This is a genomic window from Collinsella sp. WCA1-178-WT-3 (M1) (genome assembly GCF_009696325.1).
In the GTDB taxonomy this organism is placed as follows: Bacteria; Actinomycetota; Coriobacteriia; order Coriobacteriales; family Coriobacteriaceae; genus Collinsella.
This window is the reverse complement of sequence record NZ_VUME01000002.1, coordinates 102,610-119,672: the sequence shown is the minus strand read 5'-3', so window position 1 is coordinate 119,672 and position 17,063 is coordinate 102,610. Positions and strand designations below refer to the sequence as shown.

Below are 17,063 nucleotides of genomic sequence, written 5' to 3'. Positions count from 1 at the left end.
GCCCGCCAGGGTCTGCATTCCTCCCCTTAGGTATCGATTACTTCAGTCTGATACGACTTCGCTGAGGCTTAAACAAACACACAGAATAACACAGGTAGTTGGGGTTATTGCGTATATATAAAATAGCCTCCGACCGCGGGTGGTCGGAGGCTATTCAAATTCACATTTGCGAAACCTACCATTTAGGGACAGGTTTATTTTGGTCGGTTTAATATGGGCAAACGTCATTCTCCCTGATAAAACCTGCCAAAATAAACCTGTCCCTTTTTGGCAGGTTAGCCGTAGATGCGCTGGGGCTGTTCGGTGCCCTTTACGGAGGCTTCGGTCACGATGACCTTGGCGACTCCTTCCTCGCTCGGCAGATCGAACATCGTCTGCTGCAGCACGTCCTCGCAGATGGAGCGCAGGCCGCGGGCGCCGGTCTTGCGGGCAAGCGCCATGCGGGCAATCTCGTGCAGGGCGGCGTCCTCAAACTCAAGTTCAACGTCCTCGAGCTGGAACATCTTGCGGTACTGACGCACAACGGCGTTCTTTGGCTCGGTCAGGATCGACACCAGGTCGTCCTCGTCGAGCGCCTGTGTCTGGGTGACGACGGGCGTACGTCCCACAAACTCGGGGATCATACCAAAGGCGTTGAGGTCCTGCGGGAGCACCTGACGCAGCAGGTCGTTCTCGTCGACCGAGGTGGGGCCGGCGATCTCGGAGTTAAAGCCCACGCCCTTGTTGCCCACGCGATCGGCGATAATCTTGTCCAGACCCACAAAGGCACCGCCGCAGATAAACAAGATATTGGTCGTGTCGATCTGCAGCAGCTCCTGCTGGGGGTGCTTGCGGCCGCCGGTGGGCGGAACGCTTGCCACCGTGCCCTCAAGGATCTTAAGCAGCGCCTGCTGAACGCCCTCGCCCGAAACGTCGCGGGTGATGGAGAGGTTCTCGGCCTTGCGGGCGATCTTGTCGATCTCGTCCACGTAGATGATGCCGACCTGCGCACGCTCGATATCGCCATCGGCAGCATTGATGAGCTTGAGCAGGATGTTCTCCACGTCCTCGCCCACGTAACCGGCCTCGGTGAGTGCGGTGGCGTCGGCGATGGCAAACGGCACCTCGAGGATGCGCGCGAGCGTCTGGGCGAGCAAGGTCTTACCGGTACCGGTGGGACCGAGCAGCAAGATGTTGGACTTGGCGAGCTCCACCTCGTCCATATCGTCGTCGAGCCGCGAACCCGCACCCGAGGCCTCGTCAAAGGCCGAAAGCGCGGCGCCGCCCTCGATCACGCGACGGTAGTGGTTGTACACGGCAACCGACATGGCGCGCTTGGCGTCTTCCTGACCCATGACATAGGCCGAAAGCTCGTCATAGATCTCGTGCGGGGTCGGCACGTGCGTGATGACCTGACGCACGTCGTCCTCGAGCTCAAAGCCCTCGGCCTCGGGATCCATGGCAGGCTGCCCGGCAGCCTGACCGTGGTCGTTGAGGAAGCCCGGCAGCTTGCCGTTGCAGGCGGCATCCATAAAGTCCGAAGCCAGCGACTCCTCCAAGATCTCGGAGCAGGCGGCAACGCACTCGTCGCAGATAAAGATGTTGGTAGGGCCCTTTACAAGGCGGCGCACCTGACCCTGCTCTTTTCCGCAGAAGGAGCAGCGGATGGGGTTGCCGTTCTCGTCAAAGTTGTCCTGCATGTTACCGGCCATCCTAGGCGTCCTTCGCGGCAAGATCGCGCGAGGTAACGATACGGTCGATCAGGCCGTAGTCAAGGGCCTCGGCAGCGGTCAGGTAGTTGTCGCGCTCGGTATCGGCCTGGACCCTCTCGATCGGCTGGCCCGAGGCGTCGGACAAGATCTGGTTGAGCTCGCGACGGGTCTTCTTGATCTCCTCGGCCACGATCTCGATCTCGGTCTGCTGACCCTGGGCACCGCCACTGGGCTGGTGAATCATGACCTTGGAGTGCGGCAGGCAGAAGCGCTTGCCCTTGGCGCCGGCCGAAAGCAGCACGGCGGCCATAGACGCGGCCATACCGACGCAAATGGTGGAGACCTGCGGCTTGATAAAGTTCATAGTGTCCAGAATCGCCAGGCCGGAGTAGACCTCGCCACCGGGCGAATTGATGTAGAGCGAGATATCCTTCTCGGCATCCTGGCTCTCAAGATGCAGCAGCTGGGCAACGACCAGGTTGGCGCTGACGGAGTTGATCTCCTCGCCCAAGAAGATGATGCGGTCGTTGAGCAGGCGCGAATAGATATCGTAGCTGCGCTCGCCGCGCGGCGTCTGCTCGATAACGTATGGCACGAGGGCGGAATCGAACTTAGCGATCATACGCATCTCCATTTCTCTCTTGCGGACCAAATTGGTTCTAGATAAACGTACGGTGCCCGCATGCTATGCATTGGCTGGCACCGTACGAAGCAACCGAATAACCGGTTTATAACTTTACCCCATCACAGGCGCCTGCATGCGCTCGCGGGAAAGGTGGCGAGAATTACTCGGCGTCCTTGGCGGTCTCGTCGACCTCGGTCACCTTGGCGTTCTCGACCAGGTGGTCGACGGCCTTGGAGCGACGGATGGACTCGCGGACGGCAGGCATGCGTCCATCGGCGATGAACTCGGCCTTGGAAGCCTCGACGTCCTTGACGCCGGCCTTCTCGAACTCGGCGTTGACGTCGTCCTCGGTGACCTCGATCTTGAGCTCACGGGCGAGGGCGTCGAGCGCCAGGGACTCGCGGGCAACATCGTTGGCCTGCTTGTGCAGGTCGCCGATGAACTGCTCCATGGTCAGGCCGGAAGCGGGCAGCCAGGTGTCCAGCGTCATGCCGCGGGCAGCGAGGTTGGACAGGAAGTTCTGGCCAAGCTCCTCAAAGACAGACTGCTCGTAGTCGGCGTCCATCTCCTCGAGCTGCAGACGCTCGGCGAGAGCGGCGACGCAACGGTTCTCCTTCTCGGCCGGAAGGCGGGAAGCCTTGTCCTGCTCGATCTCGAGCTTGATGGCGTCGCGCATAGCATCGATGCTGTCGAAGCCAAAGTCGGACTTGACGAGCTCGTCGGTGAGCTCGGGGGTGTTGCGGACCTTGATGCCCTTGACGGTGACCTCGACGGTGTGGGTCTCGGCCTCCTCGCCATCCTCGACCTCGTCGGTCCAGGTGACGGTCTTGACGTCGTCGACGTTAGCACCGATCAGAGCCTCGTTGAACTCCTTGGGGTTGCTGTCGCTACCGGCGATGAGCATGCGGCCCTCGGCAGCGAAGTTGTCGGCGTTCTCGACGGCCTTGAGGTCGACGGTAACGTAGTCCTCGGCCTCGACGGCACGATCCTCGACGTCCTCGAAGGTGGCACGGTAGTTGAGGAGCATCTCGACCTGGTTGTTGATCTCGGACTCGGTGACCTCCGCGGGAGGCATCTCGATCTCGACGGCGTCGTAGGAGGAGAGCTCGGCGGCAGGACGCAGGGAGAACTCGACGGTGTAGGTGTAGTCCTCGTGATCCTTGGCGAGGTCGAGCTCCTTGTAGTCACCGTTCTTGGTGGGGACGATGTCCAGCTCGTTGAGGACGGCGGGCTCGTTGGCGGCGATCAGATCGTTGGTGGCCTGAGCGAGGGTGGCCTCGGCGCCAAGAGCAGCGTCGATGACCGGACGGGGAGCCTTGCCGGCACGGAAGCCCGGGAAGCGGTACTTCTTGGCGGTGTCCTTGTAGGCCTTCTTGATCGCGGCGTCGACGTCGGCGGCCGGGATGGTGACCGTAGCGGTGAGCTTGGCGTCCTTGACGTCAGAAGCGGTGATGTTCAACACGTTCCTCCTCATACTGCCCAGCTTATCTGAGGTGCTGGTACCTTTATGCAACAAAGTGTCGCGACGGCCGAGGCCGACGCAGGTGCGTTGGTGCGGGCGAAAGGACTCGAACCTTCACGGGAATCCCACCAGAACCTAAATCTGGCGCGTCTACCAATTCCGCCACGCCCGCATGAGCGCACAGACTAGGAATGATAGCAGATACGAACGGCAAGCGCACGCACACCTTTTTAGGCCCACGACCTCACCACGAGTTACAGCGAAACAGGGTAGCTAATTTGGGACGGGGCTTTTTTAGCTACCCCGCTTGTGGGGGTAGCTAAAAAAGCCCCGTCCCAAATTAGCTACCCCCATCGGCTATCTCCCGCAGCCCACAATTCGGTTGAAAAGTGGGCTGCGGTTTCCCCGGGCTAGGCAAAGAGCGTCGACAGCGACTCCTCGCCTACTCCCCCAGCAGGGCCTTCTCGGGCGTGATCGGCAGCGAGCGAACCTGGTGGCCGGTGGCGTGCGCCACGGCCGAGGCAACGGCGGCGAGCGGTGTGTTGATGACGACCTCGCCGATCGACTTGGCGCCAAACGGGCCCGTCGGCTCGTAGCTCGGCTCAAAGGCCACGCGAATGCTGCCGATATCCAGGCGCGTGGGCAGCTTGTAGCTCATAAAGTCACCGGTGCGCAGGCGACCGCGGTCGTCGTGCTCGACAATCTCGTAGAGTGCGTGACCGATGCCCTGGGCAATGCCGCCCTCGGCCTGGACGCGCGCGAGTGCCTCGTTGATCACGGTGCCGCAGTCCACAGCCGCCGCATAGTCCACCACAGTCACCTTGCCGGTGGCCTTGTCGACCTCGACCTCGGCAATGCCGGCCATAAACGGCGGAGGCGAAACGGGCAGGCAGGCAGAAGCATGCGAGGTGAGCGCGTCGCCGCCCGCGATGTTCTTGACGCACAGGTTGGCAAAGTCGCGCAGCGTGAGGTAGCGGCCGCACTCGCGAGCGGCGCGCTCGTCAGACAGACGCACGTACTGGCCGTCGAAGACCACGTCGGCGGCGTCCACGTCCCACATCTGGGCGGCCTTAGCGCAGATCTTCTCGCGCAGCTCGGTCGCGGCATTCTTGGCCGCCAGGCCCGTCACGTACGTGCCCGAGCTCGCGTACGAGCCGGCATCGAACGGCGAGACGTCGGTGTCCACGCCGCGCACCACGATAAGCGAGCTCTCCACGCCCAGCTCCTCGGCGGCAATCTGCGCCAGGATCGTGTCGACACCCATGCCGTTATCGGTGGCGCCGGTGCCGATGGTAATGAAGCCGTCCTCCTCCAGGCGCATGTCGATGCCGCCGATATCCACGTTGGAGATGCCCGAGCCCTGCATGGTGAGCGCGCAGCCCAGAGCACGCACGCGGTCGCCCAGGTCCACGGCCAGCGGCTTGTCGCGCCAGCCGATCATGTCCATCGCACGCAGCAGGCAACGGTCGAGCGCGCAGGCGTTGAGCTTTTCGTTGTAGTACTGCGGCATAATCTCGCCCTCGCGCACGATGTTCTTAAGGCGCAGGTCGGCGGGATCCATGTGCAGCATGTCGGCGAGCTCGTTGACGGCGCTCTCCACGGCAAACTGGCCCTGGGTGGCGCCGTAGCCGCGATACGCACCGCCGCGGTTGGTGTTGGTGTAGACAGCGTCCCACCTAAAGCGGCTCGCCTTCACATGGTTGTAGATGGGCAGGCTCTTGTGGCCCGAGAGGCCGATCGTCGTGGTGGCATGCTCGCCATACGCGCCAGCGTTGGACAACGTGTGCAGGTCGATGGCCGTGATGGTGCCGTCTTTCATGGCGCCCAGCTTGACGGTCATCTGCATCTGGTGACGCGAGTTGCCCGCAGTGATGGTCTCCTCGCGGGTGTAGCAGCAATAGCTCGGACGGCCAGTCTGCTGGGTCACGAACGCCACGAAGATCTCGCAGCAGCCCGTCTGCTTGGAGCCAAAGCCGCCGCCGATGCGCGGCTTAATAACCTGCACCTGCGACTGCGGAATGTCGAGCGACTGCGCGACCATGCGGCGCACATGGAAGGGAACCTGCGTGGAGGTGGTCACCGAGATGCGGCCAAACGCGTCGGTCGTCGCGAAGGCACGGAAGGTCTCCATGGGCGCGGTCTGCGTGGCCTGGCTGGTGTAGGTGCGCTCAAAGACAATGTCGCTCTGGGCGAAGGCCTCGTCCAGGTCGCCAAAATCGCTGGTACCGCTGCACACCAGGTTGCGAGCAACGTCGCCGCCCTGCGGGAACATAAAGGTCACGTCGCCCTCGGGGTGGACCACGATGTCGTTATCGAGCGCCTGGGTAAAGTCGAGCAGGGGCTCGAGCACCTCGTAGTCGACCTTGATGAGCTTGAGTGCCTTGTCGGCGGCCTCCTCGGTCTCGGCGGCGACGATCGCCACCTCCTCGTTTTGGTAGCGCACCAGGTTCTCGAGGATCAGGCGGTCGTAGGGGCTCGGCTGCGGATAGCTCTGGCCGGCGATGGTAAAGCGGCGCTTGGGCACGTCCTCGTAGGTGTAGACGCCCACCACGCCGGGCACCTTCAGGGCGCGCGACGTATCGATGGAGCGGATCTTGGCACGGGCATACGGGCTGCGCTTGAGCTTGACGATAAGGGCGCCGGCGGGCACCAGGTCTCCTGTGTAGACGGGACGCCCCTCGAGCAGGGCCTTCGAGTCCTTCTTGGGCTGCTTATGGGTGATCTGCTTGTACGAGACGCCATCGCAGCTGGTGTCGTTGACCGGAAGCTCGGGCATCTCAAAGCCCACCTGCACACCAGACTCGTTAAGGAAGCGGACGATGGCGCGCAGCTGGCTCTCGTAGCCGCTGCAACGGCAGAGGTTGCCGGCGAGCTGGCGCGAGAGCTCCTCGCGCGTGGCGACGAGGCTCGGGTCCTCCTTGGCGGCGCGGGCAAGCGCCAGCACGTTCATGATGAGGCCGGGGGCGCAAAAACCGCACTGCTCGGCACCTTCGGCAGCCATTGCGTGGGCGAACGCCTCGGACTCGGCCTTGAGGCCCTCGAGCGTGGTGACGGAGCGGCCCTCGACGCGCGCAGCGGGAACCGAGCAGCTCAGCACCGGGTCGCCGTCGAGCCACACCGTGCACAGGCCGCAGTTAGTAGTCTCGCAGGCGCAGCGCACCGACGCGCAGCCCTGCTCGCGCAGCAGCGCAAAGAGCATGGTGTCGGGGGCAATCTGAACCTTGACCTTGCGGCCGTTGAGCGTAAAGGAAAGATCGATGAGTTTGGCAGCCATTAGCGCACCTCGCTAGAATCGACGCCGGGCACGCGGCGGCAGGAATACTCGTCCGTGGCAAACTTAGGCACTTGCACGCCCTCGAGCTCGCGGGCAAGCGAGGCCGAAAGCTCGATGCCGGCGGCGCGACGCACAGCCTGAATCGCCAGCGGCGCCGAGATGCAACGGCGATAGTCGGCCGAGCCCCACAGGTTGGTGCCGTAGCTCAGCGCGCGTACGGACGTGGCCAGGGCGCGCAGCTCGTCCTCGGAAGGCTGCTCGCTCACCAGGCCACATGCCTCGCCCTGCAGCAGGGTCGCGCGCAGCGGGCGAGCGCCCACGGTGACATGCCAGCTGTTGTCCCACCAGGCGGCGGTGACGTTTAGGGAGGGGAAGTCGGTCGCGGCCTTGCGCACGGCCTCGTAGCTTGCACGGTAATCGTGCTTAACGACCACCACGTGCTCGATAACGTCGCGCACGTAACCCATATCCACGAACTCGGCGAGCGGCACGCGGCCGGCACCCGTCAGCTCAACGTACGAATCGAGCGCCAAAAAGGCCGAGAGTACGTCCGAGAAACCAAAGCGACCGTAGATGCTGCCGCCCACCGTGGCGGTGTTGCGCAGCTGCACGCCCACGATATCGTGGACGGCGAACTCAAAGACATGGTTGACAAGCGCGTTGAGCTCGGCATGGCGCTCGAGCTGGCGCAGGGTGCACATGGCACCGATGCGAAACTCGGTCTCGGTCTCCTCGATCTGATCGAGTCCGCAGGCCGAAAGGTCAATCGCCGTCGCCACGCGACGCGAACCCAGGCGCATCCAGATGCCGCCGCCCACAATCTTGTTGTTGCGGTTCTTCTGTAAGAGCTCATAGGCTTCGGCCGCGTTTCCAACACGAACGTAGGTACCGAACTTGAGCACGTTCTCCCCCATCTCCTCACTTATCCAGTACCTCTAAGTGTACCAAACGAGGGAGCACAGCCCTCGCCACCATAGAAAAAGGCTCCCAGCCGGATGGCTGGGAGCCTCATCGCATGCTATGTCGAGCGAAGATTTAGCAGACGCCCTGGGCGAGCATGGCGTCGGCGACCTTCAGGAAGCCGGCGATGTTGGCGCCCATGACAAAGTTGCCCTCCTGGCCGTACTCCTTGGCGGTGTCGTCCACGTTGTGGAACATGCCGCGCATGAGCTGCTCGAGCTTGCCGTCGACCTCCTCGAAGGTCCAGGACAGGTGCTCGGCGTTCTGGCTCATCTCCAGGCCGGACACGAGCACGCCGCCGGCGTTGGCAGCCTTACCGGGCATAAAGGCGACGCCGTTCTCCTGGAAGTAAGTCGTGGCCTCGATGGTCGTGGGCATGTTCGCGCCCTCGCCGACCACCTTGCAGCCGTTGGCGACGAGCGCCTGGGCGTCCTCGAGCAGCAGCGTGTTCTCGCGAGCGCAGGGCAGCGCGATATCGCAGGGCAGCTGCCACACGCCGCGGCCGTCGCCCTCGTGCCACACGGCGTTGGGCTTCTCGTCAACATACATGGCGAGCGTGACGCCCTTGTCGTGGCCGGAGCGCTTCTTGTTGTAGACGTGCTCGAGCACGGTGTAGTCGATGCCGTCGGGATCCTCGACCCAGCCGTGGGTATCGGAGCAGGCGAGCACCTTGCCGCCGAGCTGGGCGACCTTCTGGACCGCGTAGATAGCGACGTTACCGGAGCCGTGAACGACAACGTTCTTGCCCTCGAAGGAGTCGCCGCGGCTCTTGAGGTACTCGTCCACAAAGTAGACCAGACCGTAACCGGTGGCCTCGGTACGGGCGAGCGAGCCGCCAAAGGAGAGGCCCTTGCCGGTAAGGACGCCGGTCCACTCGTTGGTCAGGCGCTTGTACTGACCGAACATGTAGGCAACCTCGCGGCCGCCAACGCCCAGGTCGCCGGCGGGAACGTCGGTGTTGGGGCCAATGTGGCGATAGAGCTCGGTCATGAAGGACTGGCAGAAGTGCATGATCTCGTTGTTGGACTTGCCCTTGGGGTCAAAGTCGGAGCCGCCCTTGCCGCCGCCCATGGGAAGGGTGGTCAGGCTGTTCTTGAGGATCTGCTCCAGACCCAGGAACTTGAGCATACCCAGGGTGACCGTCGGGTTAAAGCGCAGGCCGCCCTTGTAGGGTCCAATGGCAGAGTTGAACTCGACGCGGTAACCGCGGTTGACCTGAACCTTGCCCTGATCGTCGACCCAGGGAACACGGAACATGACGATGCGCTCGGGCTCGACGAGGCGCTCCAGCAGGGCGGCCTCCTCGTACTCGGGGTGGGCGTCGAGCGCCGGCTGGATGGTGCCGAGGATCTCGGTCGCGGCCTGGATGAACTCAGGCTGCTCGGGATAGCGGGCCTTGAGCTCTTCGAGAACTTTCTGCGTGTAGCTCATGCTTCCTCCAATGATGGGAAACGAAAATGTCGGTCACGGCACCCTATGCGCCGCGAACTTTATCGTGTATGGATAATATCGCACTGTTGCAGCAAAGTTTCGCATAAGCCGACGAGCAGATGTTTCGTTTTGATTACGATGCAGGTAGAAGCGTTTTTGAGCACCCGACGTACAAATCGCGTGTTTCGAAGCTGTTTCGTCCACATGTTCCAAACCACCACATTGGGGACACAAGATGCGCCCGGGCACACCGGCGGCAAGACAGACGACACGGCCGACCCGCATAAAAACAAAACAGCGCCTTTGCGGCACGCAGCAAGACCGCGAGCACAAAAGCGCTGGTAGCGTGTGGCGGGAACGTATGTGAATCGAACACATCCAAGACGTTTTGCACGCCTCGCAACGGTTTTGAGGACCGCGGAGCCCACCGGAGCCCATCCGTTCCCAAGTGCGGCGGTATTTTACCAAACCGAGCAGCCAGTCTATCGCAGGGACCTCAGGCCACCGGCTTCCTTGTCGAGCACCGTAAAGCGCACGGCATCCAGGTGCTCCAAGATGCTGATGGCACGTTTGCGCGACACGCCCAGCGCCTCGCGCAGCACGCTCGTGGTGGCAGCGCCGCCGGCTGCCTCAATGGCAGCGGCGACAAGCTCGCGCGCATGGGCTTCCGAGATGGCAGACAGGGCAACGTCGCGCTCGACCTTAACGATCGAGCGGTTGAGCGAAAGCTCGCGCAGGGCGCGCGTCATGGTGTCGCGGTCGAGCTGCAGTCGCTCACCCACCTCGGGCAGCGTCGGCGCATCGAGGCCGGCCCCGTCGAGCAGCGCCACAATGCGCTCACACGCCTCGCGCACCACACGCGCCGCGGCAGCAGCGGAGTGCGGGTCGAACACCTCGGTGCCCTCGGCGGCGCACACGCCACGCGAGCAGCCCTCGGCAATCAGAGCCGCGGCAACGCCTTCATCGGCGGCAGGCCACGCAGCATGGGCAACGGCGCCGGGCGTAAAACCCGTCTCCTTGGGAGCCGCCGCGTGCATGGCAGACAGGGTCGCCGCCAGCACGTCCATGGCGGCATCGAGCACGGCGCCATTCGCATACAACGTGCCGCCCGAGCCGGCAAGCTCGCAAACAACACCTCGCGCCACCAACTCGCCCAGCGCGGCATCGGCCTCACCGGCAACAAGATCGAGCGCCTCGGCAACATCAGCCGCCGCAACCGGCAGCGCCTGCAGCGCCAGCCACGCGTCTACGCCAACAACGGCATCGCCGGCTTCAAGCGCCGCAAACAGCGCACGCTCGCCGGCCGAAAGCTCGCGCGAGCGACGGCAGCGCGAAAGCAGCACACGCCCGCCGCCGATGAGCATAACGGGCGAATACGACAGCACCACGGCATGGTCTCCGGCGCGCAGCGGCAATGGCTCCTCCAGGCGCACCTGCACGGTACGGGTCTCGCCCACCGCCATGGGGGCCTCGCCCTCCAAAAGCATAACGCGGCCGATGACCTCGGCCGTGCCGGCCATCACGTGCACGCGCACGCCCGACTCGAGCACGCGCGGCTTGGCGCCCTCGCGGCCCAGGTAGGTAAACGTCATCATAAAGCGCAACGTCTGACCAAAGCGACCCGCCACGCCCAGCATCTCACCACGGTCAAGCGCCGCGACACCGTCACCGACCAGGTTGAGCGCCACGCGTTGGCCAGGCAGCGCGCGCAGCGTATCGCCATGCACCTGAATCCCGCGCACACGACAGACCGTACGCGACGGCAAAGCCATCAGCTCGTCGCCCACCGCAACCGGCGCATCGTGCAGCGTTCCCGTAACGACGGTGCCGACACCCTTGATCGTAAAGCAGCGGTCAATCGGCAGGCGAGACGAGGCATCGCTCCGATCGGAACGGTCGCGGCAAGCATCCCAGCAGGCACTTACCTGCTCGTCGAGCACCGCAAGCAGCCCGTCGATCCCCTCGCCCGTCTTGGACGACACGGGCACCATCGGCGCGCCCGCAAACACGGTACCCGACAAAAAGTCATCGACATCGAGCTCGGCAAGCTCGGTCATCTCGGCATCGGCCAGGTCGCACATCGTCAGCGCGACCACCATATGCGTAACGCCCAGCAGCTCCAGCACATGCACGTGCTCGCGGGTCTGCGGCATCACGCCCTCGACGGCTGAAACCACCAGCACGGCTACGTCGATACCCGTGGCGCCCTGCACCATGGCGCGCAGGTAGTGGGCATGGCCAGGCACGTCGACCAGGCCGACAATCTTGCCACTCGGCAGCGCCAGCTCGCCAAAGCCAAGTTCAACGGTCATACCTCGACGACGCTCAACCTCCAGACGGTCGGGATTCTTGCCGGTCAGTGCCTCGATCAATGCCGACTTACCGTGGTCGACGTGGCCCGCCGTGCCAACGATAACGGGACACTCCACCAGCGCCTGGACCTCACTCATCGAGCAATCGCCTTCTCAACGCATGCGGCAAGCGTCGACGCCGCCGTCTCGATATCGCGGTCGCCCACGAGCGTACGGACGTCAAACAAAATGCGATCGTGCGAGGTTCGCGTGACGACCGGCGTGTCGAAGTCCTGGACAAGCGAGCGCTTGAGCGCATCGACCGTCAGGCGCGCGTCAACAAGACGCACGGCAACGCACATCGTGGGCAGCTCCATGGTAGGCAGCGAGCCGCCACCGGGGGTCGACGATTCCTCGACGATCTCCACCTGAACGGCGCACGGGCAACCGGCCTTATCGAGCCCGGCGACCATACGATCGCGCAGCTTGCGGGCACGTCGCTCCAAATGGGCCTGCGGCAGCGTAAGCATGCTGAGCACCGGAATATCGCGATGGGCAACATCGGCGCCGTCCATGTAGATGCGCAGCGTGGCCTCGAGCGCCGTAAGCGCCAACTTGCCCGGACGCAGAGCACGCATGAGCGGATGTGCGCCGCAGGCCTGGACCAGATCGCGACGGCCCATGATGATGCCCGCCTGCGCCGCGCCCAGCAGCTTATCGCCCGAACACGACACGATATCGAGCCCCGCCGCGACCGAAGCCGGCGTGGGTTCCTCGCCACCGCGCTCCAGGATGTCATCGGGCAGGAGCGCGCCCGAACCCTGGTCCTCATAGAACAGCAGGCCATGCTTGTGAGCAAGCGCCGCAAGCTCCCGAGAGCTCACCTCCTCGTGAAAACCCTCGATGCGATAGTTGGAAGGATGGACCTTGAGAATCATGGCCGTATCGGGCGTGATGGCTTGCTCATAATCTGTTAGGTGCGTGCGGTTGGTGGCGCCGACCTCGACGAGCTTGGCGCCCGAAGACGCCATGACATCGGGGATGCGAAAGCTGCCGCCGATCTCGACAAGCTCGCCGCGGCTAACGATGACCTCCTTGCCTGCGGCATGGGTAGCCAGCACCAGCAGCACCGCGGCGGCGTTGTTGTTGACCACAAGCGCGTCCTCGGCACCGGTGAGCGAGCGGATCAGCTGCGCGGCGTGTTCCTTGCGCGACCCGCGCGAGCAGGTGTCCACGCTGTACTCGAGCGTACTGTACCCGCGCGCAACCTCGGCCACGGCCTTTGCCGCCGACTCCGCGAGCGGGGCGCGGCCCAAGTTGGTATGGATGACCACGCCCGTGGCGTTGACGGCAGGGCGCAGGCTCGGCAGCGCGGAGCGGTGCGCACGCCACTCGATCGCCGAGGCCAGGTCGCGCTTAGAGCGCGGGACGGCACCGGCGCGAATGGCGGCGCGTTCCTCGTCGAGCTCGGCCGTGACGGCGGCATGCACCACCGCGTCGCAGGTCTCCCCCGCCGCCTTCACTACCGGCCACTCGGCGAGCAGCTCGTTGACGGAGGGAATGGCGCGCAGGCGGGCGCGAACCTCATCGGACATGTTCTGGCTATCGCTCATGTGCGGCCTTTCAAAACCAAAGGTGAATCAATCGTTCGAACGTCAAACTATCGGCCGATTCGATCGGCTGAATCAATCAATCGCTATTATCCTCGCACGGCGACGCCCCGCGGGAGGTCCGACGTCAAACAGACGATACCTTACGCCTCAGACTTCTTGGCGTAGATAAACCAGTAGCCGAGCGCGACCAGAACCGCACCGCCCACGATGTTACCCAACGTGGCGGCGGACAGGTTAAACGCAATGCCCGCGGCGTTGAGCGCATCGGCGCCGGCGACGTCGGTACCATAGCCGCACGCGTGCATCACGGTACCCATGGGCAAAAAGTACATATTGGCAACGCAGTGCTCAAAACCGCAGGCCACAAAGGCGGCGATGGGCAGCAGAATGCCCACGACCTTATCGACCACGGTCTTGCCGGCGGTACCGATCCACACGGCCAGGCACACAAAGATGTTACACAGGATGCCGCGGAAGAAGATCGTCAGCCAGTCGATCGTCACCTTGCCGGCGGCGACACTCACCATGGAATTGGCGACCACCTCGCCGTTGAGCTTGTAAATGCCGGCCATGTACACCAAAAAGACGATGAACAAGGCACCGGCAAAGTTGCCAAGCCACACGACGAGCCATGCCTTGAGCATCTGGACCAGGGTGATCTTTTTGCTCTTGAGCGCGCAGACCATAAGCGAATTACCGGTGAACAACTCGGCGCCACACACCAGCACCAGCACCAGGCCCAGGCAAAAGCACAGGCCGCCCACGACGCGCTGGGCACCCCAGCCCAGCGTGCTGTCGCTCAAAAACACCGTAAAGAACAGACCGCCGAAGGCGATAAACGCACCGGCGAACATTGCCAACAGAAAGGCCTTATCGACCGGCAGGTTAGCCTTGGTCACGCCGGCGGCCTCGGTCTTGGCCTCGATCGCGGCGGGCGCCAGGCAATCGGGGGCAGGGTACTCCACCTTGGAATCTGCCATGTCAATCACTTCTTTCCTAATCACCAGGGACAAGCGCTGCTACAGCTCCTGTCCCAAGCGGACAAAGTGGGAAAAGTCGTTGGCGGCCACGGCGTCGTACACGGCGTCAACGGCGTCAAAGACTTCCGGGGACATGGGGTTGTAGAACTCCGTGTCGCCCGGCTGAATCCCTATGAAGAAGATATCATCGCACGATTGCTCGATTTCTTCGATCAGAATCGACAAAGGGAGCGAATGCGTGGTGAACATCGACTTGCGGGCTACGTCGCGTTTGTCGAGCAGGCGGATGGAACCGACGGGCAGCGCCATGCCTGCGGCATCAACCAAAACCAAACGCGGCGGACACTCGCGCTTGACCTCGATGATGTCATCCTCGGGCGTCTGAGAGCCATCGATGGTGTACCAACCGGCGATGGGCGCGTGCTCCATCTTTTTGGAGAGCACGGGGACGGCGGCGTCGTCGGCGCGCAGCACGCTTCCCGCCGTGAGCACGATACCCGCAAACGGGGCGCCGTTCACACGTCCATCCACAACGCGACCCATTACTGCAACCTCCCCGTCAGATACGCGCCCGACAAGCAGCTGTCCATCTTGATGAATTCCAAGGACCGAGAATAGGATCCTTGCATATGACTGCGGAAAATGTTTGCCTTTATCGAGCATGGCCAACCCTATAACCATCCCTTGTTTCGCTGCGGGCCATTGGCCCTTGCGTGCTGCGTTGGAAAATGCTCACGCATTTTCTCAGCTTCGCACCCTGCCGGGTTCGATTCCCGTCGCCCGGCACGCTTATGAAAACGGCTCTGGCACCAAATAGAGCCAAAGCCGTTAAAACTATCCTATGGAGCGGGCGACGGGAATCGAACCCGCGTCATCAGCTTGGGCGAACGTGCGGCCATTCGTCAGCTCGTCCCATTTCGCGGATTTGAACGCATCCGATTCGATGCCGGGGGGCTTTGTGATGGCCATGCGATCACATCCAATCGGCAACAAAAAGCCGCTCCAATGATGGAACGGCTGAAAACTCGTTATAGGAATTATCTATCTATTATGGCTCATCAATTGCAGGGAACACGTCAGGTGGCAACTCTTCCAAGTCGTCTGCATCCGCCCACACCATCCTGTCGTCCGAATCTGTGTCGGTAAGCTCAATAAGGTGAATGGCGCCAGCCTTCCTGTCGTCGAACTCGACAACAGTGCCGATTCGATTCGTGGATTTGATTAGCACCTTCGAGTATTCCGCAATCATCTTTTGCCCTTAGCCTTCCTAGGATAAGCAGTAACAAGATGTGGGTTCTTTTCGCCTGCCTCAATCACCCATGCGGTAACAACTTCTGCCCGCTTGGTGATTCCTAGCTCCATGATAACGCTCATCGAGACATCACCGCGCTTGTTCTCGGCATATACGAATGCCTTGTTGTGCTTAAGTCCGTCAAGCAAGTCTTTTTTGAATCTATCGACATTCTTTGTCGTGTATCCAAGCGTCTTAAAGAATGCTGCCTTTCCGCCCGGGTTCTTTGGCGAAAGAAGATAGTCGCGAATTTTCGCACGAGGAACTGTCGCCAAACGAAAGCGAGGCATCCAAGCGCTGATGCTATATCTACCCCTGCCGCCCATAGGCTCACCCGCTTAACAAAAAAGCCGCCCCGAAGGACGGCTGAAAGATGTTTGGTTGTCTCTGATTGCTAGATTTCGGGAATCTTGCTCATCACGTAGTGCTCGACGATGGTCTCGCACACCTTCTTGAGCAACGGATACGACAAATCAAGCCCCGAACCATCGAGTGTCTTGCGGATAAGCTCCCAGACTATGTCGTTCTCGATATCGCGAACGAACGCCCTTCCCTCGGCAGTAAGGCCCCTGACCCTGCCTCCGTTGTATTCAGGATCGAAGGACATATCCGAATCGATAAGCCCCTCTTCTCTCAGGCGGGACAGCTCCTTTCCAACCGAGCGAACATCGCCGAAATGGCAGAGGTCGTTTAGCGCGCGCTCCCCGTCGTTCGAGATGAACACGAGCATGTTGCGCATCAGGTTGTAATCGCGCATCGAACGCCCCAATCCAAAAAGCTAGCCGCCCCGAAGGACGGCTATTGGCAAGCGCCCGGATTTGAACCGGGGTCTCCTCCATCAAGGGCACTTCCAGTTGTGTGCTACTACTTGCCTTGCCTATATTTTTCCCAATCAGATAAAACCCTGTCAACCATTTTTCGCTCGTCAATCGACAGGCGCACCAGTTTGCCGTTTGGCGAATTCTCATTGTGAAGGTAGCCGATATGCGTATGAGGGGATATTCCGTGGTGGTCAGTTAAGTCAATCTGTTTGCTGCGCTTCTTCGTCTTCGTTTTTGAGGCGGTCGGTTCGCGGCTCGATTCCAAACATCTCATCAAGCGCATCAAAGAACGCTCCATCATTTGTCTCAACAACGTCCTGATTGCGGTAGTCATCATATGACATATCCGGAATGCTAAACGGGCTGTCGCTATTCTTGCCAGCACACATAAATGTAGCCTTTCACCTGCGCTTTTTATCTATGGTAATTGTACCTTTTTTGGGGGGTATTCCAGCCCAAGCGCGGAGGGGGCTACGGAGGGGAGGCAGGGGTACCCTCCCCACCTATCACGCGTGGGTAGCGAAGCATACTAGACCCCTCATGACACACCCATGACACACTCTGAACGTTTCCCATGCGGCGATGAGAGCGAACAGCAGCCAAGCAACCGCACCGAGGAACACA

At 62.0% G+C, this 17,063-nt stretch carries 15 protein-coding genes and 2 tRNA genes; all 17 read right to left on the bottom strand.

The annotated features are described in order from the left end of the window. Nucleotides 1–275 precede the first annotated feature (275 nt). The 17 genes from clpX to FYJ40_RS02130 all read right to left on the bottom strand — a co-directional run bounded on the left by clpX (nt 276) and on the right by FYJ40_RS02130 (nt 16,828). Nucleotides 276–1,691: an ATP-dependent Clp protease ATP-binding subunit ClpX gene (gene clpX / locus FYJ40_RS02205; protein ID WP_154515377.1), complete on the bottom strand. Its 1,416-nt coding sequence runs from the start codon at nt 1,689–1,691 to the stop codon at nt 276–278. A 1-nt stretch (nt 1,692) separates the two neighbouring features. Continuing rightward, nucleotides 1,693–2,313: an ATP-dependent Clp protease proteolytic subunit gene (locus FYJ40_RS02200; protein WP_154515375.1), complete on the bottom strand. Its 621-nt coding sequence runs from the start codon at nt 2,311–2,313 to the stop codon at nt 1,693–1,695. A 163-nt stretch (nt 2,314–2,476) separates the two neighbouring features. Beyond that, complete coding sequence (gene tig, locus FYJ40_RS02195) at nt 2,477–3,778, bottom strand: trigger factor (RefSeq protein ID WP_370450562.1); 1,302 nt, start codon at nt 3,776–3,778, stop codon at nt 2,477–2,479. Between the two features lie 88 nt (nt 3,779–3,866). Then, nucleotides 3,867–3,950: transfer RNA gene (locus FYJ40_RS02190), tRNA-Leu, on the bottom strand. A 270-nt stretch (nt 3,951–4,220) separates the two neighbouring features. Then, nucleotides 4,221–7,052 (bottom strand): molybdopterin cofactor-binding domain-containing protein, encoded by a 2,832-nt coding sequence (locus tag FYJ40_RS02185; RefSeq protein WP_154515373.1) that lies wholly within the window; start codon nt 7,050–7,052, stop codon nt 4,221–4,223. Beyond that, nucleotides 7,052–7,954, bottom strand: a complete 903-nt coding sequence (locus FYJ40_RS02180) for a xanthine dehydrogenase family protein subunit M (protein WP_370450561.1) — start codon at nt 7,952–7,954, stop codon at nt 7,052–7,054. The genes FYJ40_RS02185 and FYJ40_RS02180 overlap by 1 nt, the downstream gene beginning before the upstream one ends. A gap of 133 nt (nt 7,955–8,087) precedes the next feature. Then, complete coding sequence (gdhA, locus tag FYJ40_RS02175; RefSeq protein ID WP_154515369.1) at nt 8,088–9,443, bottom strand: NADP-specific glutamate dehydrogenase; 1,356 nt, start codon at nt 9,441–9,443, stop codon at nt 8,088–8,090. Nucleotides 9,444–9,792: 349 nt separating this feature from the next. After that, nucleotides 9,793–9,889, bottom strand: a tRNA-Sec gene (locus tag FYJ40_RS02170). A 36-nt stretch (nt 9,890–9,925) separates the two neighbouring features. Next, complete coding sequence (gene selB, locus FYJ40_RS02165) at nt 9,926–11,893, bottom strand: selenocysteine-specific translation elongation factor (RefSeq protein ID WP_154515367.1); 1,968 nt, start codon at nt 11,891–11,893, stop codon at nt 9,926–9,928. Then, complete coding sequence (gene selA, locus FYJ40_RS02160) at nt 11,890–13,347, bottom strand: L-seryl-tRNA(Sec) selenium transferase (protein WP_229770626.1); 1,458 nt, start codon at nt 13,345–13,347, stop codon at nt 11,890–11,892. The genes selB and selA overlap by 4 nt, the downstream gene beginning before the upstream one ends. Before the next feature lie 140 nt (nt 13,348–13,487). Continuing rightward, entirely contained in the window at nt 13,488–14,327 is an 840-nt protein-coding gene (locus tag FYJ40_RS02155) for a formate/nitrite transporter family protein (RefSeq protein WP_154515365.1), read from the bottom strand. Nucleotides 14,328–14,366: 39 nt separating this feature from the next. Further along, the gene (locus FYJ40_RS02150; RefSeq protein WP_154515363.1) at nt 14,367–14,870 is read right to left on the bottom strand and encodes a hydrogenase 3 maturation endopeptidase HyCI; all 504 of its coding nucleotides are present in this window, start codon (nt 14,868–14,870) and stop codon (nt 14,367–14,369) included. Nucleotides 14,871–15,161: 291 nt separating this feature from the next. Beyond that, nucleotides 15,162–15,296 (bottom strand): hypothetical protein, encoded by a 135-nt coding sequence (locus FYJ40_RS09130; protein WP_255483103.1) that lies wholly within the window; start codon nt 15,294–15,296, stop codon nt 15,162–15,164. Nucleotides 15,297–15,375: 79 nt separating this feature from the next. After that, nucleotides 15,376–15,576: a hypothetical protein gene (locus FYJ40_RS02145; RefSeq protein WP_154515361.1), complete on the bottom strand. Its 201-nt coding sequence runs from the start codon at nt 15,574–15,576 to the stop codon at nt 15,376–15,378. Beyond that, complete coding sequence (locus FYJ40_RS02140) at nt 15,573–15,944, bottom strand: DUF6883 domain-containing protein (RefSeq protein ID WP_154515359.1); 372 nt, start codon at nt 15,942–15,944, stop codon at nt 15,573–15,575. The genes FYJ40_RS02145 and FYJ40_RS02140 overlap by 4 nt, the downstream gene beginning before the upstream one ends. A gap of 68 nt (nt 15,945–16,012) precedes the next feature. Next, on the bottom strand, nt 16,013–16,375 hold the full coding sequence (locus FYJ40_RS02135; protein WP_154515357.1) for a hypothetical protein: 363 nt from the start codon (nt 16,373–16,375) through the stop codon (nt 16,013–16,015). Between the two features lie 264 nt (nt 16,376–16,639). Next, nucleotides 16,640–16,828: a hypothetical protein gene (locus tag FYJ40_RS02130; RefSeq protein WP_154515355.1), complete on the bottom strand. Its 189-nt coding sequence runs from the start codon at nt 16,826–16,828 to the stop codon at nt 16,640–16,642. Nucleotides 16,829–17,063: the final 235 nt, after the last annotated feature.

What these genes read in the sequence shown, in the direction of transcription:
- clpX (WP_154515377.1), bottom strand. Translation starts at nt 1,691, where the DNA reads ATGGCCGGTAACATGCAGGACAACTTTGACGAGAACGGCAACCCCATC.
- FYJ40_RS02200 (WP_154515375.1), bottom strand. Translation starts at nt 2,313, where the DNA reads ATGATCGCTAAGTTCGATTCCGCCCTCGTGCCATACGTTATCGAGCAG.
- FYJ40_RS02185 (WP_154515373.1), bottom strand. Translation starts at nt 7,052, where the DNA reads ATGGCTGCCAAACTCATCGATCTTTCCTTTACGCTCAACGGCCGCAAG.
- gdhA (WP_154515369.1), bottom strand. Translation starts at nt 9,443, where the DNA reads ATGAGCTACACGCAGAAAGTTCTCGAAGAGCTCAAGGCCCGCTATCCC.
- selB (WP_154515367.1), bottom strand. Translation starts at nt 11,893, where the DNA reads ATGAGTGAGGTCCAGGCGCTGGTGGAGTGTCCCGTTATCGTTGGCACG.
- selA (WP_229770626.1), bottom strand. Translation starts at nt 13,347, where the DNA reads ATGAGCGATAGCCAGAACATGTCCGATGAGGTTCGCGCCCGCCTGCGC.
- FYJ40_RS02155 (WP_154515365.1), bottom strand. Translation starts at nt 14,327, where the DNA reads ATGGCAGATTCCAAGGTGGAGTACCCTGCCCCCGATTGCCTGGCGCCC.
- FYJ40_RS02150 (WP_154515363.1), bottom strand. Translation starts at nt 14,870, where the DNA reads ATGGGTCGCGTTGTGGATGGACGTGTGAACGGCGCCCCGTTTGCGGGT.
- FYJ40_RS09130 (WP_255483103.1), bottom strand. Translation starts at nt 15,296, where the DNA reads ATGGCCATCACAAAGCCCCCCGGCATCGAATCGGATGCGTTCAAATCC.
- FYJ40_RS02145 (WP_154515361.1), bottom strand. Translation starts at nt 15,576, where the DNA reads ATGATTGCGGAATACTCGAAGGTGCTAATCAAATCCACGAATCGAATC.
- FYJ40_RS02140 (WP_154515359.1), bottom strand. Translation starts at nt 15,944, where the DNA reads ATGGGCGGCAGGGGTAGATATAGCATCAGCGCTTGGATGCCTCGCTTT.
- FYJ40_RS02135 (WP_154515357.1), bottom strand. Translation starts at nt 16,375, where the DNA reads ATGCGCGATTACAACCTGATGCGCAACATGCTCGTGTTCATCTCGAAC.
- FYJ40_RS02130 (WP_154515355.1), bottom strand. Translation starts at nt 16,828, where the DNA reads ATGTGTGCTGGCAAGAATAGCGACAGCCCGTTTAGCATTCCGGATATG.